The following is a 22,949-nucleotide window of genomic DNA, read 5'->3' as shown; positions in this document are numbered from 1 at the left end:
CTCAATGCAGGTTCGGTTGGGCGCCCTGCCCTTTTTCATCGATCATGTGCCCGGTCTTGAACCGATCCAGTCGATAGGCGGTGGCGGTTTCATGAGGACGATCGGTTTTCAGCAAATGCGCAAAGCAATAGCCCGAGGCAGGCGTCGCCTTGAACCCGCCATAGCACCAGCCACCGTTGAAATAGAGGCCATCGATGTGGGTCTTGTCGATGAAAGGCGAGCCATCCATCGACATGTCCATGATGCCGCCCCAGCTGCGCAGCAGTCGCGCGCGTCCCAGGGCCGGGATCAGCGAGATGCCACCTTCGATCACATCCTCGACCACCGGCAGGTTGCCGCGTTGAGCGTAGGAATTGTACATGTCCAGATCGCCACCGAACACCAGACCGCCCTTGTCGGACTGGCTGCAATAGAAATGCCCCGCGCCATAGGTGATGACGCCGGGGATGATCGGTTTCAAACCTTCCGAGACAAAGGCCTGCAACACGTGGCTTTCGATGGGCAGACGCATACCGGCCTTTGCCATCACGCGGCTGGAACTGCCCGCGACTGACACGCCGACCTTCTTGGCACCGATAAAGCCACGCGAAGTTTCCACCCCCAGAACCTTGCCGTTTTCGATGCGGAAGCCGGTGACTTCGCAATTCTGGATGATATCAACGCCGCGCATATCCGCACCGCGGGCATAGCCCCAGGCCACCGCATCATGCCGAACAGTGCCACCGCGCCGGTGCAACAGACCGCCTTTGATCGGAAAGCGTGCGTCGTTGAAATTCAGGAACGGATACAGGGCGCGCACGCCTTCGGTATCCAGCAGCTCGGCATCCGAGCCGTTCAGGATCATCGCATTGCCCCGCCGCCGCGCTGCATCGCGCTGTGCGTCTGAATGGACAAGGTTCAGAATCCCGCGCTGGCTGACCATTGCGTTATAGTTGAAATCCTGCTCGAGGTTTTCCCACAGCTTCAGCGAGAATTCGTAAAACGGCTCGTTCCCGTCCAGCAGATAGTTCGAACGGATGATGGTCGTATTCCGGCCTACATTGCCGCCGCCGATCCAGCCCTTTTCCAGAACCGCGATACGGGCGGCTCCGAACTCTTTGGCCAGGTAATAAGCCGTGGCCAGCCCGTGGCCGCCACCACCGACAATGACAAAGTCATAGGCGTCCGCCGGCGCAGGATCGCGCCATTGCGGGGTCCAGCCCTTATGCCCCGTCACTGCTTCCTTGATGAGTCTCAGAGCTGAATATCGCATGATGGCTCCTGTTCGTTGCAACCTTGAATTTGCGCTTTACCGTAGGTGAATTGCAGCTGTTGTTTCGGACAGAATGCGTTTCAGAACCGACAGATTTGCAGGGAATCGCTGTCCAGGGCATACAAAAGCGTACCGTCACAGAGGCACGCGGCCTGACTGACCTCAACATCCATGAGAGCCCTTTTTTCTTTGATCCAGCGCGGGTGATCGGGGTTCTACCTCGTGATCACGCGGGCATTTCATTTTAAGTGGCGGGGCCTTCAGTCAAAGCCAGAGAGTGCCTTCCAAAGACACGACGGCAGCCCCTTCAAGAATGACCCGGGTGTCGTCATGTTCACACAAGACCGTCCCACCGCGCGCCGACAATTGGCGACCGACCAGTTTCGTTTTCTCCAGACGCGCGGACCAAAACGGCGCCAGGCAACAATGCGCCACACCCGAAACCGAGTCCTCGGGAACGCCATTCGCCGGGGCGAAGAAACGCGATACAAAATCAAAGTCACCCTGCCCTTGGGCCGTGATGATAACCGCGGGCAAAGGCAATCTGGCGAGGGCCGCAAAGTCCGGCTGACATGCAGCGATATCATCAACACTGTCAAATAGGGCCAGATAGTGCTTTGCGGCCAGAACTTTCGTCGGTTGTATCCCAAGCGCTTCGGTCAGTCCGGCGGGCGGGTCCACGACCTCGGGCACCAGCGCTGGCATGTTCAGACGCAGGCCATGATCACCGCGACACACCGTCATCTTTGCGGTTGCCGAGAAAAAGCAAACCTCATCAAGGGTCGGCTCAAGATGCGACAACAGGATATGACCTGCCGCCAATGTGGCGTGGCCGATCATGTCGACCTCTCGGGTTGGCGTGAACCACCGCATGTCATATTCGCGATACGAACTCGTATCCTTCGCGCCGGGTCGAGGGGCGAAGAACACCGTCTCGGACTGGTTCAGCTCGCTGGCAATGGACTGCATTACAGCATCTGGCAGCCAATGATCCAACGGGCATACGCCAGCTGGGTTTCCGGTCATCGACTGGTCTGTGAATGCATCTACAATGAAAGTCTGAAGTCGCATTGTGTATCCAGATGTTAGGTATTGACCGATGGGTCGGCGTTAAGGTTCCGGGCCTGCGAAAACGCAGACCCAACTGCACCGTCAGCCATCCACGTTCGGAAGCGGGATCGAGAATGCCTCGTTGCGTTCGATGGCATGTGCCGCTCGGATCACCGTGCTTTCTTCAAAGTACCGGCCAACCAGTTGCAGACCGATGGGCAGGCCTTCTGAGTGCATCGCGCAGGGCATCGTCAATGCGGGATGGCCTGACATGTTGAAGAAGGTCGTAAAGCGGGTGATGGCATTCCCGACCGCTTCATCCACCCCGTCTCGGGTGGTTGTTACGGTTCCCAGCTTTTGCGCGACTTCAGGCGTGGCGGGTGTCAGGATCAGGTCCACTTCGTCAAACAACGCGTTGGTATTCTGGCGGTAGAGTTCGACAAATCGCTTGGCACGAATGTAATGCTCGGCCAGCAATGTCTGACCCAGCGCCAGACCGGCGCGGAAATCCTGACCATACAGATCGCCGCGCTCTTGCAAATAGGCCGAATGGGCGCTCAGCGCTTCGGGCATCTGCACCGTCAGCGACACCGCGCGGCTGTGCTCGAGATCCGGGAAGGTGACAGGCACCAGCGTTGCACCTTGCGCGCAAAGGAAGGATTTGACCTTTTCCATCGCCGCCAAGATTTCCGGGTCGGTGCGTTCGTAGTAGAAATTCGTCGGAATCCCGATCCGCAGACCAGAGATATCCGCATTCAGGGCATCGGCATAGTTTTCGACAGGGATGTTCTGAGACCCTGGATCCCGCGGGTCATAGCCCGCAACGATGCTCAGGAGATCAGCGCAATCCGCCACGTCGCGGGTCATCATCCCGACATGATCCAATGTCCAGCAATAGGGTACCACACCGGCGGTGGGCACCCGCCCGATCGTAGGCTTCAGCCCGACCAGCCCGTTCAGCGCAGCAGGTGCACGGACCGAACCGCCCGTATCCGTACCAAGCGTCGCAGGTACCAGACCAAAGGCCATAGCCGCCGCCGATCCGCTTGAAGATCCGCCAGCAAGGCGGGTTGGATCGTAGGCGTTGACGCAGGTGCCATAAACTTCGTTCTCGCCGGTGGCACCATAAGCAAATTCATGCAGGTTGGTCTTGCCCAGGCTCAACGCGCCAGCCTTGCGCAACTGGGCGATGGCAAAGGCGTCTTCGGTGGCGATGCGGTCATGAAACACCCGCGATCCGGCCGAGGTTAGAACCCCCTCGACATCAAACAGGTCTTTCGACGCATAGGGAATGCCCGCGAATGATGAGCTGGCGAGATCGTCGGGCGTAAGCGCCGCGGCAGCCTTGCCCGCATCGTCATCCGTGATCGTGATGAACGCTTTCGAACGTTCATTGTGCTGCGAAATACGATCCGCAAAAACAGAAACCAGTTCTGATGGGGTGATGTCACGGGCAGCCAGTCTGGATTTCAGACCGCGCACGGTGTCAAAGGCAATTTCAGTCGTCATGGTATTACCGCTTCTGAACAGTCAAAGCCGGAGGTGTCGTGCCAAGGTCGAACTTTCGAAGGACCTCAAGCTCGTCCAGCAGCTCTTGAAACCCGGTAATGATGCCCAGTTGCGGGTCCACCAGCTCATTAATCTCGGTTTCGCGCCAGTCGTGCGACGCCATCTGTGTACAGATACCTGTCAGCGTGTCTTTGGTCAGCTTTTGCATGCCGCTTCTCCAGCAGTATCATCCGTAACAAGTGGCGCGCCAACGTGGGCGCGCCTGTTCTTTGTGCAATTTATGCAGCCCCTTTTGGCTTCTGGCGAAGACAGGCCCGGCTGAACCAAAAGTTTCGCTGCCTGCACGATCATTTGCTGAGCAAGATTTCACGGGGATAGTTGGTGATGTAGTCAAACCCGGTTTCGGTCACGACAACTGAATCGCCAATCCGGCCTGCCGTCACCCCATCGACCGAAATACCGCCATCCACGGCAAAGGTCATACCCGGCTGTAACACGGTTTTGTCGCCTGCCTTCAGCTCGGGGGCCTCCAGATAGGCAACACCGATGGAGCGGCCGGTGCGATAGCCGGTCTCATAACCGCGTTCCTGATAGACTTCGTTGGCGGCGGCGGCGACATCTTCGGCCAGGATGCCCGGACGGATCGAATGGATCGCAGCTTGCTGGGCTTCGATGGCGGCCAGCTGCACCTTGCGATCTTCGTCTTTGACGTCACCAATATGGAACATACGGTCAAAGCCCAATTTGTACTGCTTGAACTGCGCCATGTTGCAGAAGCAGAAATAGACCGGATCGAATTTGTCATAGGCCTTTACGCTGGCGCGACGGTGCACCATTGATGAATCCTTGCCGCTTTGAACGATCTGCAGGTTGTGGATCATCGGCGAGACGAACCGTTCCCAGCCGTTTGCCGTCAGGAAACCTGCCGCCTTGCGCGAGCCCGCGTCGATCACAGCCAGCGCGCTTTCATATTCCTGCGCGCCTTCCTTCAGCGAATTATGCGCCGCCAGCATCATTGCGCCTGCGATCTCGCCTGCCTGTTTCATCACTTCGATCTCGAACGGTGATTTGATGGTGCGCATCGCGCCCAGCACCGGCGAGATATCTTTGAGCGGGACGCCCGGGTACGTGTCGTCCAGATGGTTGCGAACAATCGCCGGGACCGAACCCTTTTCGATCCAGATCTCGGACGGGTTCTCACCCAGAGCGCCGGCCAGCGCGCGGCCCCAGGTGCGTTGCCCGATATCTTCCCAGGTGCGTACATCTTCGACCCAGGTCATCTCACCGACCATTTCCGATTCCATCAGCGGTGTGATGACAATGGGTGCCTCGTCAGCATCGACCACCAGCATCGATGGGCGGCCAAATTCGATCCCCAGATAACCCCAGAAACCGGCCAGGTAAGCCATCGAGCTTTCATCGGTAAACACGGCCTTCTGAATGCCCGCGTCTTTCATGCGGTTCTGAAGCTCAATTGTTCTTTGTTTTGCGTGTTCAAGCATGTGTCTTCATCCTTCAAGAAAAACCTAGGGCCTGACACTTTACGACCGAAGGCAGGGTTGATCGTTGGGTAACACTGCGCTGCTGGAACACAGACACCAGTTTCACCCACAGCAGAGCTGTTTTGGACCGCCCGCCATTTCAGGCGCGCGGTTTATTCAAGTCCTAGTCCAGCAGGCCCGGCAGGAACAAAGCAACCGGCGGAACGAAGGTCACGATGAACACCATAGGCAGATGTCCCAGCAGGAGGAACTTCATCGTCGGTCCGACATACGTCGAGAGCGGTTGCCGGGTGACTCCGCCAGCCATATAGAGCAACGGCGCACAGGGCGGCGATACATTGCCCAGACCCAGATTGGTGCCAACGATCGCTGCAAAGTGGATCGGGTCCAGACCGATCTTTTGCGTCACCGGCAACAGGATGATCGCCGCCAGGACACCGCCTGACACATCATCGATGATCATACCCATGATGAGCAGCAGCAGATTTATCAACAGCAGAATGACGATCTTGTTGTCCGAGATTGTCAGTAGCATGTCGGCAAACTGGGTCGGGACTTTGGCCAGAACCATACCGCGGCTCATGATGAAGAGGAAGAACAGCACCATCAGGATCGCGCCGGTCAGCCGGGCTGCTTCGACTGTCGAGTCAAAGAGCTTGTTGAATGGCAGCGTCCGGTAGATCAGCAAGCCAACGGCTAGCGTATAGACCAGCGCCATGGATCCTGCTTCGGTCGGGGTTGCGATACCGCTATAGATGCCACCCAGAATGATGATCGGCATGATGATCGCAAGACTGGCCCGTTTGCCGGTCCGTCCGATTTCCTTGACCGTGTCGCCAAAGGACAAGGACTCGGCAACGGTGATCGTGGTGTTCTTGCGCAGGAACCAGAAGTTCAGCCCGCAATAGATGATCGCAAGCATGATTCCGGGGCCCATGGTCGCCAGAAAAGCCTTGGCGACGGATTCACGGATGGCAATCGCGAAGACAATCATCGGGATGCTGGGCGGAATCATCAGCGCAAGCACAGAAGAAACCGCCACCAGCGCCGTCGCATGGCCGGGGGGGTAGCCTTCCTTGATCATGCGGGGAACCATGATCTTGCCAATTGCCGCGATGGCAGCGGACGCCGAACCCGAGATTGCACCAAACAGCGCACATGTGACAACGGTCACGGCGCCAAGGCCGCCCTTGGTGCGCCCGACAAAGGAGTTCACGAAATCCAGCAACCGTTCCGAGATGCCAGTGGCCCCCATCAGCGTGCCGGACAAGACAAAAAGCGGAATCGCCAGCAGCGAGAACGCGTTGACCTGCGAATAGCCAGCGCCAGTGTGGAAAGACACATCCGTGCCTTGCATGTAACCAAAAGCCAGCGCACCGATACCGAAAGCAAAGCCAACCGGTACTTCGATCAGCAGCAAGAAAATGATGATGGCGATGGCGAGGAAGAACAGCGTCATCTCATTCGCCTCCCTTACCTGTCATAAGCGCGCGCGCTTCGAGGAAAATCTGAAGGAGCATGTAGAAGATCGTCAACGCAAAGCCGAATATCATGCTGAAATCCCACATGTATTTCGGCAACTTCATGTAAGAACTCTTGCGGTTCAGCGACAGGTTGAACGACGCAAAGTCCCAGGCGAATTTGGCGAATACAACCAGCGCGACCAGGCAGGCAATCGAACCGAACAGTCGGAACGCCAGCAGCGTTGTGCGCTTTTTGAACACCAGCGACATCACACCGCCTTCGATATGGTCACGCTCGCGCGTGCAATAGGCCATGCCGATGAAATAGATCCAAAGCGCCATCATTGGCGCCATTTCTTCGATGCCCAGAAACGGGGACGAGATGACGTATCGCATAAAAACCTGCGACGCCATGACCAGACCAAGCGCAATCATCGCGACAAACATGACGACACGCATCAACCACGCCACCTTGGCTTCGATCGAATAAAGACCGCCCAATCCGCGATAGACAGGCTGATCGCGATCTTCTGGCGCCGGTACCGGAATGATCGGCGACGGTGCCAGGATGTCATCCAGGCTGTCAGTATGTAAGATATCCTTGGTCATTGTTCCTCCCGTCCCTCAAACGAAACACGCGCAAAGCAAGCTTTGCGCGTGTTCTGGTCAGCGTTACTCCACGCCAGCAGCTTTCTTGATTTCACCCATGACTTCGGCGCCAATGATCCCCTCCATGTAGGGGTATTCAACATCGACAACCTTGGCACGGTAAGCTTCCAGCTGTTCAGGTGTCAGCTCGATCACTTCGATCCCGGCGGCTTCGATCTGCTCGAACCACTTCGGGCTTTCAGCTTCGGCATTGTCCCAAGCCCAGGTCACGGCCTCATCAGCTGCGGTTTTGACCCAGCCCTGCTGTTCTTCGGTCAGGCCGTCAAACCAGCGTTTGTTGGCAGTCCAGAACGTGTGCTCGAAATTTTCGCGGGTGAAGACGTATGCGCTCAGCACGTCTTTGAACAGCAGAACTTCGGATGGCGGCGAATAGGCCCGGCCATCGATGGCACCGGTCTGCAGCGCGGTGTGCACCTCTGAAAATGCCATCGGAACAGCCGAAAAACCGGTCGCCTTGTAGCGCTCGATTGCCATCGGCATGCCAGGCACGCGCATTTTGAAGCCTTCGGCGTCGGCGGGGAAGTTCACGGGAACGTCTACGCCCTTGCGCACAACAAAACCGGTGAAGTCGGTCGGGATCGTGCCCAGCAACTCCATGCCCAGATCGTTCATGATGCCGTTATAGACGTCGTTCATCGGGGAACCGGGGCCGTAGACTTCTTTGCCGGATTCCCAATCGTTGGCCACATAACCCAGGACCGAAACGTCCCAACGCGGGTCCAGCTCCGAGTGGTTCCACGACATGGTCATCTGAACGGCGCCTTGCGCAACCTGTTCGACGATCGATGTCCAGTCACCCAGATCACCGCCCGGGTGATAGGAAACGCTCATGGATCCGCCGGACAGCTCGTCCAGACGTTCGATGAACTGCTCGGACACTTTGTGGAAGATGTGCTCTTGGTCCATGACGTGACCCAGAATGATATCCTGAGCCGATACGCTGGAGGCAGTAACCCCGGCAAAGCCGAGCGCAACCACACCAGATTTCAGAATTTTAGACACCATCATTTTCGAAGGTACCTCCCTTAGATGCAAAAGTTGCCTGCACATCGGGGAGCCCCCAAGCAGACTGCGGGAACAATTGACCTGTATACAGCTGCATGTCAATAATTGATTCAAAACCCGGGTTTCCGCATAAATGGGAGAAAGATGCATGCAGCCTGTCGAATTTGAAGCGCAGAACCTATTCGATGACGGTCGCCATAGCCGGGCCAAAATCGGTTTTGTGCTGCTGGCCACCGAGCAGACAATCGAAGACGACATGATGCGTCTGATGCCCGACGGCGTGGGTGCGCATTTCGCACGTGTGGCCATTCCCGACAGCATCACCGTCGAGAGCCTGACAGCTGTGGGCCTGGACCTGGCGCGGGCGTCCTCTACCTTGCTGCCCGACGGTAGCCTCGACGTCGTCAGCTATGCCTGCACATCAGGCAGTCTGGTGTTGGGCGAAGACAGGGTGTTTCAGGAACTGCGCAAAGGCGCGCCCAATGCGGTTGCTACGTCGCTGATTACAGCCGTTATCAATGCGTTGAATGCATTAGACGTAAAAAAGATCGCGGTTTGCACGCCCTATCTGGACGAGGTGAACCTGCAAGAGAAACAGTATCTCGAAGACCGCGGGTTCGAAGTGACCGAGATACGAGGGCTTAATCTGGAGCGCGACAGCGACATGATCCGCGTGCGACCCGATGCGATCGAGAGACTGGCCCATTTAGTAGATTCCGAAGAGGCGCAGGCTGTGTTCATCAGCTGTGGCGCGTTGCGGTCAATTGAGGTTGTTGAACGCATCGAAAGGGCTCTTGGAAAACCCGTCATATGCTCGAATCAGGCAATGGCCTGGGATGTGCTGCGCAAGGCGGGCGTAAATGATAGGATTTCAGGATACGGCAGGCTATTGAAAGAGAACTGAGCGCGCAGCCAGAATCAGCAAACCGGGGGGGCAAACAAACTTGACCATCGTTGAAACGCGCTTTGATTCGTCCAGCAAAACGACCGTTGATCAGATCCAAGATCGTATTCTGGAGCGAATCTGCTTTGCGTATTACCGCCCCGGTGACCAGCTGAAAGAAGCCGCGCTGGCCAAAGAGTTCGGCGTTAGCAGAACCCCCGTAAGAGATGCTATCGCACGCATAGGCCACCTCGGTTTGGTGGAAACTCGCAATGGTGTTGGAACAATTGTCATAGCGCTCTCGGACGATCGCATCCGGCATGTGTATGAGATGCGGATGAAGCTGGCGACGTTGATTGGGGAAATGTCACCGGTGTCTATCGAGGCCAGTCATTGTGAAGAAGCACAGTCGATTCACGAGATGGCACTTTTGTTGCGCGAAGAACCGAATGCGCAAGAGTACGTTAAGCTCAATCGACGACTTCAGTCTTTGATCAAGTCCTTGATCGGAAACTCCCTGCTGTGCGAATTCTGGAATCAGGTATATTATCAGGCGTCAAGCGTCTGGCACCGAATGGAACGCAAAGTAGGTTCCGAAGCTTACGATGCACTCGTCGAAGAAACGTCAGACTTGTTGATTGCTTTGGAACGCAAAGATATCCAAGCCGTTGGCTACGTACAGCGGCTCCATATCGGATATGGGTTCCAGCGTATTGAAGAGTTCGTTTTCGGGAAAGATATCTAGGGTCAGGATGCATTGGCTTTTGTGGCGTCGCGTGCTTCACGGCTTCGAAAACACAGCGGTAATATAAGCGATCCCTTTTGGCTGACCGACACGCAGATAGCGCGTCTGGAACCCTTCTTTCCGAAGTCACAGCGCCCCAACTCGATATGATAGGTGTCCAAAAGTGTTCCTATCTGCCATCGCCCTTGCCGCACTTGCAGCTATTGGTTATGAACCCTGACCCCAGGTCTGCCGTATTGGCGGTATGCGGGCACGGCCGCAGTTTTCATTGATCCAATCGACTGCGCGAATGGCCTGAGCGTCCAAGTCTTCACACCCAAGATTTGCTGCACGCAGGAAGGCGCAAAAAGCGCTGTCATCCTTTTCTAACGCAACCGTTTCGCGTGTTCGCGGGTCAGTCGGCGCGACAAGACGCGCGCCCTTTTGCAGGGGCTTGTACCAACTGAGAAACCCAAACTCTTCGCTATACACGCGGTTGACAAGCAATCCATCTGCCTTGACCACAGCCCTCACGTAGTCCCCGTCGCGTAAGTAAGGGCGTGGATCCGTGGGCGGGGCACTTAGATCAAAGCGATAGTGTCGCTCTCGCACTTTGCCCACACCGGCATAGAATCCAGACATTACCACATTTTCCGCCGCACACCTGTGCAGCAGAACCAATGCGGTCGGGACACGCCCGGCACTTTCATACGCCTTGGCCGCCGAAGGACCATCACCCAGTGGGGGCACAACAAGAGCCCGATCCGGAACAAGAGCCGTGGTATCGAGCAGGTAAACCGCGTCATCCAAAACCGCCCTTACAGCAAAGTGCAAACCGTCATCAGCCAAAATGCAAGACACCGATGCGTCCGGGAAGGCACTGCTCACCAAGTGGCCGAGAACATGCGCATGCAAAACGCAGTTTCCACCTCTGCGCAGGTCAATGGGTGCACCCAAGCCATAGTCAACGGCGGCCAGTGAATTGAGAGGCACAGAGCGTTGCACCTTTTGCAACAATTGCGTCAATCGTCTGGTGTTTGAATCTGTTGGGCCAATGTGCGCACAGAGCTGACGCGAAATCGCCGAAAGTACCCAAGCGGATTGATCGACATGCTCATTGCCGACACGGCCATGTTCAATGAGATCCCACAGAATTTTCAGCACAGCGGCTTCATCAAGATACGTTGCAGCACCAGACAAAAAGTATCCCGAAGTTTGCCCACGTCTGAGAAGACCTGCTTTTTCAAGCGGCAGGAAATTCGCAATTCCGGTGCAAGGACCACCGGCAACAAGCTTCCTTAAGGCATCTTGGTTTTTGGACAGAGAACGGGCTGCCGCGACAAGATCTTCACAGGTGGTCATTGCGTCGTTCCATCCCGACGCCAGCGCACTCCTGAAATGGAAACCGGGCGAACTGGCAACCGCTCTCTTTTGTCGTTGGGTGGCCCCCAAATTCCGCGCGCCGCAAGTTGTTCGTCTTCCAGAACCTGACGAAAATTTTGAACAGGTGCCAGCAATGTGCCGTCCACGACCGCGTTGTCGTAAAGCGTATGCATGTTCTGCGTGCGAAAATATCTCTTGAACGGCTCGAGGAAGGCGTACAGTTCACCCTCAGAGCGGATCTCAAATCGCGCCCAATCACGATCGGCCTGATCCGGGGGGATTGCACCCGCCTGTGCCATTCGCTGCAACAGAGCGGCAGCCCCCCGCGCATCGCGCCCCGCCATTGGTAACCAGACGACCGCGCCATCCTGACACTCGAACAATAGCGGCATGGCCAATCGCATATCGCCTATGGCGTAGGCTGCTCCGCGCCGGGTGGGGTTGAATTTGGCCAAATCCCAGAACTGATAGGTGTTAACAAGCATCCAAAGAGCTGCGTCCCGAATGGACAGATCGATTTTACTGCCCTGTCCGGTCAGACGACGGCGGCGCAAGGCCAACATCAGGGCTGCCACCCCGTGCAAAGAAGCAAAGCGTGCGCTGGCAAGCGGCACGGCAGGTTTGACCGGCGGTCCAATCGGTGACCCGGTCAATGCCAGGTAACCACTTGCTGCAATCAGGATAAGATCACTGGCGGCCCGATCAGCCCAAGGACCGTCCTTTCCCCAAGGCGTGATCGACAATTGAATTACATCCGGGCGAAACGGGGTCCTCGGCTCCGTGTCACAAATGACGACATCAACCTTGTCGCATGCAGGGAAGGTTGCGTTGGGGTCAAGAATCTCTTTTCCCGCATCAAAGACTTCGCGGTACAGGGCAAGCCCGTCATCACAAGTCTCGTGTTCATACCTGTTGCGTTTGATGACCCGTGCCCCAAGATCGGCCAAAATCCGGCCCGCCAGCGCACCTGTGTCGCCCGCGTCTTCGTACACGATCAAATGCTCGAGCGGTGCGCGCGGGCTTTTCAAACTCCCTGTCATGACAGAACACCAGTGTCGTGAAGATCTGCCAACTCGTCTTCATCCATGCCAAGAATATCCCGACAGATGTTGTCGCTGTCTGCGCCAAGTGTGGGAAAGGCACGATGAGGCCCGGCATCGAGCCGGTCGAACCGAAAGCTATGGCCAAGCACGGCGTGTCGACCATGACCAGGGTGATCCAGTTGTCTGAAAACACCGCGCGCAGCAAGTTGGGGATCATCGAAAAGATCTTGGGCCCGATAGACGCGGACGGCCGCAATTCCGATATCGACAAGCAAGGTCTGCAATGCGTCACATGTCATCGTGCATGTGCGCGCTGCTATCGCGGCGTCTATCTGGGCCTCCTTCTTCTTACGAGCAGCCACCCCGGCGGATATGGGTAACTCTGCTTTCTCTTCCAAACCCAACGCTGCGATCAAAAGCAGCCATTCCCGGTCGGAAGCAACAGTGATGGCACACCATTCATCCTGGCCAGAGCATGGGTAAACGTTGTTGGGACACCTCCCAAGATCATGGCACCCGTCTCGTACAGGCTCTTTACCTCGTTGCGCAGCCAACAGCTCTGGTGCCGCGAAATACGCCGAAGTGTCCACATGGGCATGATCGATCAGTGACCCGCATCCGGTGATCTCGCGCTCTTCAAGCGCGACAAGGATAGCAGTCAACAGAACAGGCCAGGCCAAAAAATCCGTATACGCAGAAAACGGACCAACAGGCGGGCCGTCGCTTGGACCGGTCACGTCGAACCATCCGGTCGCCGCGGCAGCAAGATGTCCGAAACCACGCAGGCCAGATCGTGGTCCGGTCTGACCTTGCAGACTGTGTCGGGCAAGTATCAGATTTGGGTTCCAACCTTGGATCACTGCCGGAGGCAGCCCCAGACCCTCCATGACGCCGGGGCGGAAAGCCTCGACCAATACGTCGGACTTTTCAACCAGTCGGCGCAATACATCATGCGCGCCCGGTCTTGCGAGATCCAGAGACAGCGACAGCTTTCCTGCATTGTAGGCAGAGAAGTACCCGCTTTGATCAAGCGGATCCGGCGCGTGCCTCTGTGGTGGCGCACGGCGGGCAATATCGGGGCGGCGACGCGTTTCGATCTTGATGACCTGTGCGCCAAAATCCGACATGTGGCGTGTGGCAGCAGGCCCGGCAATCGTACTGCTCAGGTCAATTACGCGAACACCATCCAGGGGCAAATCGTTTCGCTCACTCACCGTGGGTCCCCCGTTCTGATACAAGGGGTAATCTGGACACCAAACAGAGCCCGCCTGTGGTCGGCAGTTCCTGAGCGTCGGCAGCAAGGCTCAGATAGGGATGCAGATCGCATAGTCCAGCGATGACTTCCTGCAAAATTACTCGCGCCAGTCGTGCGCCAAGGCAGTAGTGCATCCCCAATCCAAAACTTGCGTGATTGATGTGTCTTCGCGTCGGATTCAGCAGATCAGGATTGGGAAATCGAACTGGATCTGCGTTGAGCGCTGCCAGAGACACGATTGTCAAATCACCTGCAGCGATAGGTTCTGATCCCAATCGAGCGGCACAGGTTGCGATCCTGCCAACGGTTCGTGCTGGGGTCGCGCAGCGCAGCGCTTCGTCGATAAGATTTGGGTCCGAAATTCGTTCTGCTGCTTGCAAAGCCTGACAATCGGGGGATGACAAAAGAACATGCAACACAGCCGTGATCGCCGAGATCATCGGCCAATGTCCTGCCGTGATCACATTCAGGCAAACACCGGCGAGCTCAATCTGGTTTCGATCGCTTTGATAGCGCCCGAGCGCTTGCAATTCGCGCAACAAGGCGCCACGCCCATCCTCGATTGGCCCCCTGCCCCAAGTGGAAAACTCTGCGGCGAAATCGGATGCGCTTGTCTCGGCCTTTCTGGCGACTGCTTCATTGGTTTCGAAACCGACATCACCAATATAGAACCGACTTTGATCCTCGATGCAGGCCTCTATCCTGGGCCAGGCATCAGAAGGAATGTTCAAAAGGTCGCACAACAGATTTGCCGACACCGGTATCGCCAGATCCTGCAAACCGTCAAACGCGCACCTCTTTTGCAAGTGTTTAAGTCGCTGAAGCACGACAGCTGCAATTCTGGGACGCAGCTTGTTGATGCAAACGGCCGAAAACACTGGCGCAAGGGTGCGTCGCAGTTGATCGTGATCTTCACCGTCCAACAATCCCAATCTGGCTTTGGTAAATGCGCTTAGATAGGGGTACGCTGTCCAACCGTTTGGGGTCTTTTCGAACAATCCCTGAGCTCGCGCAGCTGTCGAAAACCTTGGGTCCCGAAGAACGCGCGCTGCATCTTCGGGATTGGTGATCGTCACTGTTTTCGGCGATCTATTACCTGAACCTGCGGTCACGGATTGGAGTGTCGTGGAAGTCATAGACCACCTTGCCGCGCTACCCGCCCCCTGACCGGCCAGGCCTGTACACCCCGATTGGCTTCAGAGCGCAGAAAGATCGCGTCATTTGGGTCGATAACAAAAGGCGGATCTGCAGCCAAAAGGCGCGACAACACAATCCGCATCACCATGCGTGCCAAGCGCGCGCCCGGACAATAGTGCCGCCCGATGCCAAAAGCCAAATGAGGTTGAGGGGGACGATTAGTGGACAAAGTGTCCGGAGCGTTGAAACACGCCGGGTCACGGTTTCCTGCACCTGTCACCAGAAAGATCCGCTCATTCCGGGCAATTACCGCGCTTTGACATTCGATCGTCTGACTGGCCGTGCGTGTGACCCGTTGAACCACGGAATCGAACCGAAGCAGCTCATCAATGGCAGCGTCACTCAATGCGCCGTCGCCTTGGGTGTTTGCGGCCGTCCATGCGGGATTGCCGAGCGCGGCATGAAGCCCTAAGGCCACAGCATGCCGGAGGCTTTCATAAGCCCCCGTCAGTATTTGAATGGCGATGCAGATGGCATCGTCTTCGGGTATGTTTGCTTCTGCTGCCGCATTCCCGAGGGCCCAAAGCACTCCATCGGCCTTTTGCGTCTTCAACGCCTCGCGAAACTTGGACGCCATCCCTGCAGTGGCAGCCTCTTTCTCGCAGAGGACCACATCGGGCGCAGCCTCGAAATCGAAAGGCCCCAGAATGCGGCGGCTCCAAGCGTCCAGCTGTGGTGCGTCCGCCGCATCCAGACCCAAAACGTCGATCATAATCGACAGGGGCAGCGGTACAAAAAGGTCTTCTACTAGATCCAATTCGCTACGAGAGCTGAGCGCATCAATCTGCGCCGCGACGATGCGACGGATCATGGGTTCGAACCTGCGCACCCGACTTGGCGAGAGAGCAACATCGATAAGCGGCCTGAGTTGACTGTGATCATCGGCATCGAGATGACCCAGATGTCGAGGCAGGTATTGACAGACCGTAGGGATCAGAGCGCGACGCCGTTGAGACAAGAGAGCGAACCGGCTTTGACATCGTTCGGAAAACGAGATTGCGGACGATCGCTCGATGTCGGTGATGTCCTCATAGCTTGTCACCAACCAGGCATTTCTCCCAGGGCTCCAATAGGCGGGATTTGTGGCCCGCAATTTGGAATACGCACCGTAAGGATCATCTAGAAAAGCATCATAGTCGGTCGCACGCGTGATCTTTTGAGCCGAGAGCGTCATGTCGCGAAACAACGCGCGCGCCCGCACCCCAAACTCTGTCTCGGGGCCTACGTCTTGGACATCGCTTTTCTCTTGTTTCACGACCGCTCCTACAGGTTGGTGTTCGCCGGAACAGCCAACGACAGATAGACGTCGTCCTCTGATACCATCAGACCTCGCCGACAAAACTCGTCCAGGGCGCCGCGAACTTCGTCTTCGCCATAAGAGTATGCGCCTTGCTCATTGACATGCTGGACCGCTTGGCTGGTCGAACGATACGTGTCCGAACAGTAGAGGTAGAGATCGGCCAGGGCGCCTTGGAAACTGTGCGTGCCACGTGTGTCCACCCCACGGTCATCGTCGATCAAGATGCCGTCAGCAATTTTCCGGTACGACAGCGTGTCCGGTCGGTCTGTGTTCCAGCGCTGTTGCCATTCGGTAATCCACTCGGCAATGTCCGGGTGCTCAGTCCCGGCCGTGTCTGACATGTCATAATCGAAAAAATATGCGATCTGATCGATGTTTACGAAATCTGGATAAACATGCGCATAGCTCGCTTCGGCGCGAATGTTGCTAACAGGGAATTGGTCGCGTTTGGTGAAATACGGGGAAAATCGTTCAAGCCAGATTGGACCACATCCGCTTGGTGGTTCCAGATGGGTAATTAACTTCGCAACCTCAAGTTGGCGTAAGTAGTCGGCTTCGGTTTCTCCTGGAAAGCCCCAAATCAAATTCCAGCCGACTTTGATCCGGTAATAACGCGCCCATTTCAAAAAGCGCAGATTTTGCAACATGGTGCAGCCCTTGTCCATTAACTGCAAAACATGGCTACTTAAACTTTCGATGCCTGGTTGTAGCCAACGCACGCCGCCGCGTTTCAGCGCGCGCAGTTGTTCCCGCCGCAAATTGGCTTTGACTTCGAAAAAGAACGTATAGTCGAGGTTCCTCTCTTCGATGACGCCAAAAAGACCCGACAGATACTTCATGTCCAAAATGTTATCGACACCTTCGAAAGAAGTGATGCGGTACCGCTGAGCATAAAGATCAAGTTCGTCCAGGAAGACGTCAGCGGGTTTGGACCGAAAGGCCATCCCGGTTCCATTCAATCCACAGAACGTACAGTGGTGTTTTTCACCCCACCAACACCCACGTGAACCCTCAACAGGCAATAGACGTCCCAAGCGCTCATCCTGCGCCAATCCCGTAATTTCGAGCCGCTCGAAGAATTCGCGGTAATCGGGGATCGGGTTGGACGCGAGGTCCACCTGCCGTGTCGCCGGTGGCGTCGCATAAACCACGCCATCTTCACGAGCGATCACACCTGGAACACCCTGGGCCGAGGTACCCATGGCAATCCGCTCGAGCAATGCCGGGAACGCCTTTTCACCCTCGCCTGCGACTGTATAGTCAACATAATCAAAGGCATCCATCAAGGCGTGCCCCATCTCTCCTTCAAAATTCGCGCCGCCAAATACGATACGCAAATGCGGCGATGCTTCCTTCAATCGTCGGGCAAGCGCCAGCGACGCAACGTTTTGCTGAAAGGTCGAGGAAAACCCGATTACATCAAATTGCGCCCAGTCTTCGCCCGCCACGCAATCATCGATGAATTTGGGCAAGATATCGTTGCGCAACTCTGACAACCAAGCCCGATCACAATTCAACTTGTCGCACAACGCATCGATTTCATCGGGGAACGCGTCAAAAAAACGGGTTTCTTCTTGTGCCACTTGCGCGCCGAACGCGAGCTTGGAAAACAGCCATTCTCCGGTCATCCGTCCACGATGCTCGCACAAGACCTTGTATCGATCGAGACCGATGCGCTGAGCCAGGTCCACGTTGAGGTGGTAGGTTCGTGCCCGTGCTCCTGCCTGCGTGGCGACAGCCGCCATCAGACCGATCTGCATCGAAGGGCAATCCACATTGAAAAAGGGCGCACAGATGACAGCAACGCTCAGCCCATCAAGGCCAGTCGCCAAAAATCCATCGCGCACAGCCATGGCGTCGTCCATAGCATGCTCCGGGTGTGTCTAAGTTACAGTGTAAAGGCCCAGGCGGGGTGCCCAGGCCAATTGGTCGTGTGCCTGATCTATTCGATGCACACGGTTCCGGGGGCCACAACAGCTGCCCCACCAACCGGTTCCGGGAAGGCATCAGGTGCAAACCGCGAAAAGGAGTTCGCGAATCCTGCTTGCAAACCACCGAGTCGCTCTGCATCACGATTGATCTGCACGCGCTCTGCCCCCATGCCGGCAAGTTGACGTCCGGCCAGTACAACCATGGCAGAAAGCATGGTCTGTTCATCCGGGCTTAACTCTTTGGAAAAGCTCTCCAGTTTGGCGGCCAGGGATTCCATTTCCTTTGGTGAAATAACGACGTCTTTTCCCTTGTTCATCATAAACTCCTATTGTTCGAAATTGTTTTGAAGGCATAAAAATAAGCGCCTTCACAGTTGCTGTAATGCAGAACAAAGGAACCACGTTTTTGGAAATTTTTCAAGCGTGGATTGTGTGCAGGAAAATCGGAACTGATTTCAAAGCACTCCGGTTCGTCTTGGGGTCAGGACCCAATTGGCGATCCCATAATGGGGTCGCATGCTGTTCTTGGGGCGTCAAACAACGATCCCCGATACAATCAGGAAAAGGAGCATCATGGCGCCACCACACGCACTGACCTCAGACACAAAGCGGGTTATGCCCAAACCCGTCAAGTCTGTGGGGCTGAGCTTGTGGCCAGCTTACCAAGAACACACAGGTCCTGTCCCCAACCCAGGCGACAAGAACGGTTCCCGTGGCACCTTCACATCCAGGGCGAAGTTACGGGCGTCCGCGCTGGAACGGCGCCAACAGGTATCGCTTCGAGATCCGAACAATGTCCAAAACAGGCTGGCAATACAGTGAACTGATCTCGCTTTCCGTGCCTTCTTTGCCCCCTAACCCAAAAGTTAAGGGTTCTTTCTGCGACAGATGCAAGGTGCCAAACATCCAGTCCCAAATCGCCAAAGCCGCGCCGAAATTTCGGTCATGGTGACGTTTGGCCACCGAATGGTGAATCTGATGTTGCGCCGGCGAAATCAAGAAGAACTCCAGCCACCGCCAATACCCAATCTGGATATGTGAATGCCGCAGGTTAGCGCCGGTGACATGAAAGACAAACACCAACACATTCACCCCAACCACTGTCGCCAGCGAAACCGTAGATCCGAACAGAAATAGAAACAGCGCCACAACGGGGCCTTGCGCCAGCGCCCCGCGACTGGCGTAAAGCACAGCTTCAAATGGGTGGACCCGATAGACCGTGATCGGCGTCATGGTGGTTGCGGAATGATGCACTTTGTGGATGCTCCACAAAATTGGGAACCGATGCATCCATCGGTGAAGCAGATATTTGGTCAAGTCGTCGACCACAAACAGGGTCACAGAAAAAAGTGCGACAACTAGGGGCGCACTTGTGTTTTCAAACTGCCCGGATGTGATGAATTCAAACCGGTGCAAAAAGAAGAAGACCGCCGTCGCGATGGCAATTTGCGTCAGCAGCAGCGGTGACACCAGCATCGTAATCACCTGGTTGATCACAAAGATTTTGTAATCGGCAATGGCAGATCGCGAAAACAGGACTCTGCGGTCAAAGATGGTGCCGACCGCGCCTTTGGTCGAAGACCTTCGGATTACCACCAAAAATGCCAACGCGATCAGAATGGACAAGACGAGATAGCCAACAAAAATCCGCTTCTTGGGATTGATGAAGTCAGAAAAGATCGTGCCTATTTGGTCCAGATATTCCAAACCGGGCCTTGTCGTGTTGTGGGGGCGGCCTAGAGGAACCGGACCACCCCGTGATCAATATCAGTCGGTTTCTGCGCCGCCGTCGGTGTTCAGGCTATCAACCAGACTGGCGAGTTCTGCTGTTGCGTCATTGGCACGGGCTTCGATGCCGAAGGTGCCCAACAGCAACTCTTGCACGCGCAGCATGTTCAGCTGGTAACTGCTCCACGACAGTTTGCGGTCACGCACAAAGTTGCCGTCCGCATCGATGCCAGAGACGATGGTCTCATCCATGGTCACCGGACCGTAACCGATCAGACGGTTCAGGTGCACGGCAGTCCGGCCCAGATTGTTCTTGCCGCTCTGCAGCGCCATCGCAAAGCCCTTCAGCTCGCCCCAGTGTTTGACGTAAGCGCGGTACGCCTTGGCGCGCTCCTCTTCGTTGACCGCGTCGCCGATCTTCTTGATATCTTTGTAGACCGAACCGGCATATTTGAACGTGGCTTCCGCCAGAACCTTTTCCCAGTTTGCTTCGATGGTCGCGGCATAGGCTTTCAACTGCGCGCGCTGCTCGTCGGTCAGGTCTTCGCCCTGCGCCGAGCTGATCAGCTTACGGCCTTCGATGAAGGCGGTCATGATGTCGGTCATATAGGTGGTTTTGCCCGACTTGTCGGCACCGGCTGCGTAGTAAGCCGGACCAAAGACAAATTCGGTTTTCAGATCAACAACACCGTCGCCATTGGCATCTGCAATTGCCAGGTCCTTCTTCTTGGCAATGTTATAGTTGTCTTCGGCGCTCAGGCCCAGGCTGTGCGCTGCGGCAACGAAGTAACCGAACGCCTCGTCCCAGACGTGCTCTTTGCCGGTGTAGGGCGCGCCATCTTTGTAAGGCTTGCTGTTGGGCTTTGTGTCTGCTTCCAGTTTTTCGTCCAGATAGTTGTCGACCGCCTGATTGTAGGCCATCGCACCGTCATAGAACTTGCCCGAGATGTTCTTGCCTTTGGAAATCTCGTTCACAGTGGCCTGCTGAATCTTGAAGTCACCCTTGGACGTGGGGGCGATGATCTCCAGATCACCTTCGGCACCATTGAAGTAGGACAGCAGTGCAGCTTCAACCTCGGCCGCGTTTGCGCCGCCGTCACCCTTGCTTGCCAGTTTCTTCAGGCTGTCATGCAGCACGTGGCGTGCGATCTGACCGGAATATGCAACCGAGTTGGTTTTGTCGCCCTCATACCCCTTAACTGTGATCGGAAACGGGCCGTATGTGTCAGCTGTTGCGGCTGCACCAGAAAGCAAGGTTGCCGCTACAAGAGCTGAGGTGAATTTCAATGATGCGCGGGGCATGATCAGTCCTTCGCTTAAGCTTGAGCAAAATACTCAAGAAATAATTTCTGACTGAAACACTAAATTTATCGCACGCGGTCAAGCCTGAAATCGCTTGGCTGGTCTTAAATTTTCCGTCTCCCATCACAAAACCCCTTTGGGGCCCCTCTGCGGACAGGCACCCGGAAAGCAAGACCCGGTGACGTGCCCCGCGCAGAGCATGGATTTTTTACCCATATTTTCGATAGTTACAGCAACCCCGTGCCCTACGGCCCTATCCAAGATGAACTTTTGCATAGCAAACGATCACCGCACCACTTTCCGAATATTGCAGTCGGATCAGAGGATAAACCGTACGGCTGTTCACTTGAACAGGGCGCGATACGACACCTGTGACGGAATCAGATCAGAGAACCATTTTGCTGAGCGACGCCTTGTGACAGGCTGTCGCTGAGACCTGAACACGCTTTCAAGGCTCGCAACGGTCAGTCTTCGTCGGGCCAAACGATGCGAAACCCATGATGAGTTGTTGCACTATCCGGAGATGTGCCAGACCGCGCAGCGACTCGATAGCGATAACAATACGACCTGTGACACAAATAGGACCCTCCCTTAGAGAGTTTGTAGCCCTTCATCCCAGCCAAACGTTGCCGAACATGCTTTTTCAGCGACTTGATGCGGAACGGCTCGGACGTCCATTCCCATACATTGCCCACCACATTGTAAAGCCCGTACCCATTCGGCTCAAAACTTCGGGCAGGTGCGGTCGCCAGATACCCGTCGGCCCCAGTATTGGACTTTGGAAACTGCCCCTGCCAGATATTGCAGGGCATAAAGTCTGCGTCGTCAGGCTCTTGGTCGCCCCAGGGAAACATCACTTCACCTAATCCGCCCCGCGCGGCGTGCTCCCATTCGATTTCGGTCGGAAGCCTCCCCCCTACCCAGGCAGCATACGCCTGAGCATCGTTCCAGGACACTTGCACAACCGGGTGGTCCGGTAGCCAGGCGTCTTTTTGCGTACCTGGGCCGTTGATGTCACGCCAGTTTGCGCCATCCTCGCGCCGCCACCATTCTGCACCAGGAACAGCCTGTTTCGGACCCACCCCATCCGGCAATTGAGACCAAAACACAAACGACCAGCCAATTCGCTCTGCTTCAGTCACATAACCCGTCGCTTCGACAAAAGCCAAGAATTGCGCGTTAGTGACTGTCGTCGTCGCCATGCGGAACGGTTTGACTTTGGCCTTGCGCAGCGGATCTTCACCATCATCGCGGATGACCGGTCTGTTTGTACCGACCAACGCGGACCCACCGGGGATCGACACCGCATCTTCGACACGCAAAGCCCCTTGGATCTTCAGGGGCGACGCCTTGAGGGCTCTTCGCTGTTCGGTCACAGGCGGACAGCACCCCGTCTTTGTAGTCTCTTGAGCCATACAAAACCCCTACTTGCGCAGGCCGCCTCGGTCCAGCCCGTTTCCCCGGGATTGAATGCATCATACCAAGAACAACATGCGTATAGGCATCATCGCTCAAGGTTCAGCCCAATCATCACTAAAGCTATGCTTTACTAATACTCAACAACAATTGCTTTGCATTTAATGTCAGCTTGCGAAATGGATAGCCAACGCACACAATGACGGAAGGCCGCCGATGAGTATTGACGCCCGGATCGCGGATGATCTGATAGCCAACGGGATCGAGTTTGTGACGACCGTTCCCTGCAAACAACTGGCCGGAGTGATCGAGGAGGTCGACAAACGGCCCGAGATCC

Annotated in this window: 20 protein-coding genes and 1 pseudogene; 3 read left to right on the top strand and 18 right to left on the bottom strand. The window is 56.0% G+C overall.

All coding sequences use genetic code 11. The features are described 5' to 3' along the window. Position 1: 1 nt before the first annotated feature. From TRL7639_RS21410 to dctP, 8 genes are all read right to left on the bottom strand, one after another. The gene (locus tag TRL7639_RS21410; protein ID WP_085797951.1) at positions 2-1,252 is read right to left on the bottom strand and encodes a sarcosine oxidase subunit beta family protein; all 1,251 of its coding nucleotides are present in this window, start codon (positions 1,250-1,252) and stop codon (positions 2-4) included. Between the two features lie 264 nt (positions 1,253-1,516). Next, entirely contained in the window at positions 1,517-2,323 is an 807-nt protein-coding gene (locus TRL7639_RS21405; protein WP_085797950.1) for a PhzF family phenazine biosynthesis protein, read from the bottom strand. A gap of 81 nt (positions 2,324-2,404) precedes the next feature. Then, entirely contained in the window at positions 2,405-3,811 is a 1,407-nt protein-coding gene (locus TRL7639_RS21400; protein WP_085797949.1) for an Asp-tRNA(Asn)/Glu-tRNA(Gln) amidotransferase GatCAB subunit A, read from the bottom strand. Positions 3,812-3,815: 4 nt separating this feature from the next. After that, complete coding sequence (locus TRL7639_RS21395; protein ID WP_085797948.1) at positions 3,816-4,019, bottom strand: hypothetical protein; 204 nt, start codon at positions 4,017-4,019, stop codon at positions 3,816-3,818. 139 nt (positions 4,020-4,158) lie between these two features. Beyond that, positions 4,159-5,313, bottom strand: a complete 1,155-nt coding sequence (locus TRL7639_RS21390; RefSeq protein ID WP_085797947.1) for a M24 family metallopeptidase — start codon at positions 5,311-5,313, stop codon at positions 4,159-4,161. Positions 5,314-5,476: 163 nt separating this feature from the next. Beyond that, the gene (locus TRL7639_RS21385) at positions 5,477-6,772 is read right to left on the bottom strand and encodes a TRAP transporter large permease (RefSeq protein WP_085797946.1); all 1,296 of its coding nucleotides are present in this window, start codon (positions 6,770-6,772) and stop codon (positions 5,477-5,479) included. Between the two features lies 1 nt (position 6,773). After that, positions 6,774-7,385, bottom strand: coding sequence for a TRAP transporter small permease (locus TRL7639_RS21380; protein WP_085797945.1), 612 nt, complete (start codon positions 7,383-7,385; stop codon positions 6,774-6,776). A 63-nt stretch (positions 7,386-7,448) separates the two neighbouring features. Next, a complete protein-coding gene (gene dctP, locus TRL7639_RS21375; RefSeq protein WP_370809114.1) occupies positions 7,449-8,447 on the bottom strand; it encodes a TRAP transporter substrate-binding protein DctP in 999 nt (332 codons plus the stop codon). 151 nt (positions 8,448-8,598) lie between these two features. Here dctP and TRL7639_RS21370 point away from each other — a divergent pair, with 151 nt between their 5' ends. Both TRL7639_RS21370 and TRL7639_RS21365 read left to right on the top strand, forming a co-directional pair. Continuing rightward, complete coding sequence (locus TRL7639_RS21370) at positions 8,599-9,354, top strand: maleate cis-trans isomerase family protein (RefSeq protein ID WP_085797943.1); 756 nt, start codon at positions 8,599-8,601, stop codon at positions 9,352-9,354. Positions 9,355-9,394: 40 nt separating this feature from the next. Then, on the top strand, positions 9,395-10,078 hold the full coding sequence (locus tag TRL7639_RS21365) for a GntR family transcriptional regulator (RefSeq protein ID WP_085797942.1): 684 nt from the start codon (positions 9,395-9,397) through the stop codon (positions 10,076-10,078). Between the two features lie 207 nt (positions 10,079-10,285). Here the strand turns inward: TRL7639_RS21365 and TRL7639_RS22935 are convergent, their stop codons facing one another. The 10 genes from TRL7639_RS22935 to TRL7639_RS21315 form a co-directional block, all read right to left on the bottom strand. Further along, complete coding sequence (locus tag TRL7639_RS22935; RefSeq protein ID WP_165759875.1) at positions 10,286-10,945, bottom strand: hypothetical protein; 660 nt, start codon at positions 10,943-10,945, stop codon at positions 10,286-10,288. Positions 10,946-11,415: 470 nt separating this feature from the next. Beyond that, positions 11,416-12,480: a CoA transferase gene (locus TRL7639_RS21355; RefSeq protein WP_085797940.1), complete on the bottom strand. Its 1,065-nt coding sequence runs from the start codon at positions 12,478-12,480 to the stop codon at positions 11,416-11,418. Continuing rightward, a complete protein-coding gene (locus TRL7639_RS21350) occupies positions 12,477-13,697 on the bottom strand; it encodes a CaiB/BaiF CoA transferase family protein (protein ID WP_165759874.1) in 1,221 nt (406 codons plus the stop codon). Before TRL7639_RS21350 ends, TRL7639_RS21355 begins: the two co-directional genes overlap by 4 nt. Beyond that, complete coding sequence (locus TRL7639_RS21345) at positions 13,690-14,517, bottom strand: cytochrome P450 (protein ID WP_165759873.1); 828 nt, start codon at positions 14,515-14,517, stop codon at positions 13,690-13,692. The genes TRL7639_RS21350 and TRL7639_RS21345 overlap by 8 nt, the downstream gene beginning before the upstream one ends. A gap of 353 nt (positions 14,518-14,870) precedes the next feature. Further along, the gene (locus TRL7639_RS21340; protein ID WP_085797938.1) at positions 14,871-16,190 is read right to left on the bottom strand and encodes a cytochrome P450; all 1,320 of its coding nucleotides are present in this window, start codon (positions 16,188-16,190) and stop codon (positions 14,871-14,873) included. An 8-nt stretch (positions 16,191-16,198) separates the two neighbouring features. Further along, entirely contained in the window at positions 16,199-18,100 is a 1,902-nt protein-coding gene (locus TRL7639_RS21335) for a RiPP maturation radical SAM C-methyltransferase (RefSeq protein WP_085797937.1), read from the bottom strand. A gap of 77 nt (positions 18,101-18,177) precedes the next feature. After that, on the bottom strand, positions 18,178-18,483 hold the full coding sequence (locus TRL7639_RS21330; protein ID WP_133057689.1) for a hypothetical protein: 306 nt from the start codon (positions 18,481-18,483) through the stop codon (positions 18,178-18,180). A 421-nt stretch (positions 18,484-18,904) separates the two neighbouring features. Beyond that, complete coding sequence (locus TRL7639_RS21325; RefSeq protein ID WP_085797935.1) at positions 18,905-19,873, bottom strand: sterol desaturase family protein; 969 nt, start codon at positions 19,871-19,873, stop codon at positions 18,905-18,907. A gap of 60 nt (positions 19,874-19,933) precedes the next feature. After that, positions 19,934-21,196 carry a DUF4856 domain-containing protein gene (locus TRL7639_RS21320; RefSeq protein WP_085797934.1) on the bottom strand — a complete coding sequence of 421 codons (1,263 nt, stop codon included), beginning with the start codon at positions 21,194-21,196 and terminating at the stop codon, positions 19,934-19,936. A gap of 464 nt (positions 21,197-21,660) precedes the next feature. After that, a complete protein-coding gene (locus TRL7639_RS21315; RefSeq protein ID WP_085797933.1) occupies positions 21,661-22,611 on the bottom strand; it encodes a formylglycine-generating enzyme family protein in 951 nt (316 codons plus the stop codon). Between the two features lie 217 nt (positions 22,612-22,828). Here TRL7639_RS21315 and TRL7639_RS23515 point away from each other — a divergent pair. Further along, positions 22,829-22,949: pseudogene (locus TRL7639_RS23515) on the top strand (sulfopyruvate decarboxylase subunit alpha); the annotation flags it as partial.

Origin of the sequence: Falsiruegeria litorea R37 (genome assembly GCF_900172225.1) — a bacterium.
In the GTDB taxonomy this organism is placed as follows: Bacteria; Pseudomonadota; Alphaproteobacteria; order Rhodobacterales; family Rhodobacteraceae; genus Falsiruegeria; species Falsiruegeria litorea.
Note: the sequence above shows the minus strand (reverse complement) of the source record. Positions and strands in the feature narration are given on the sequence as shown.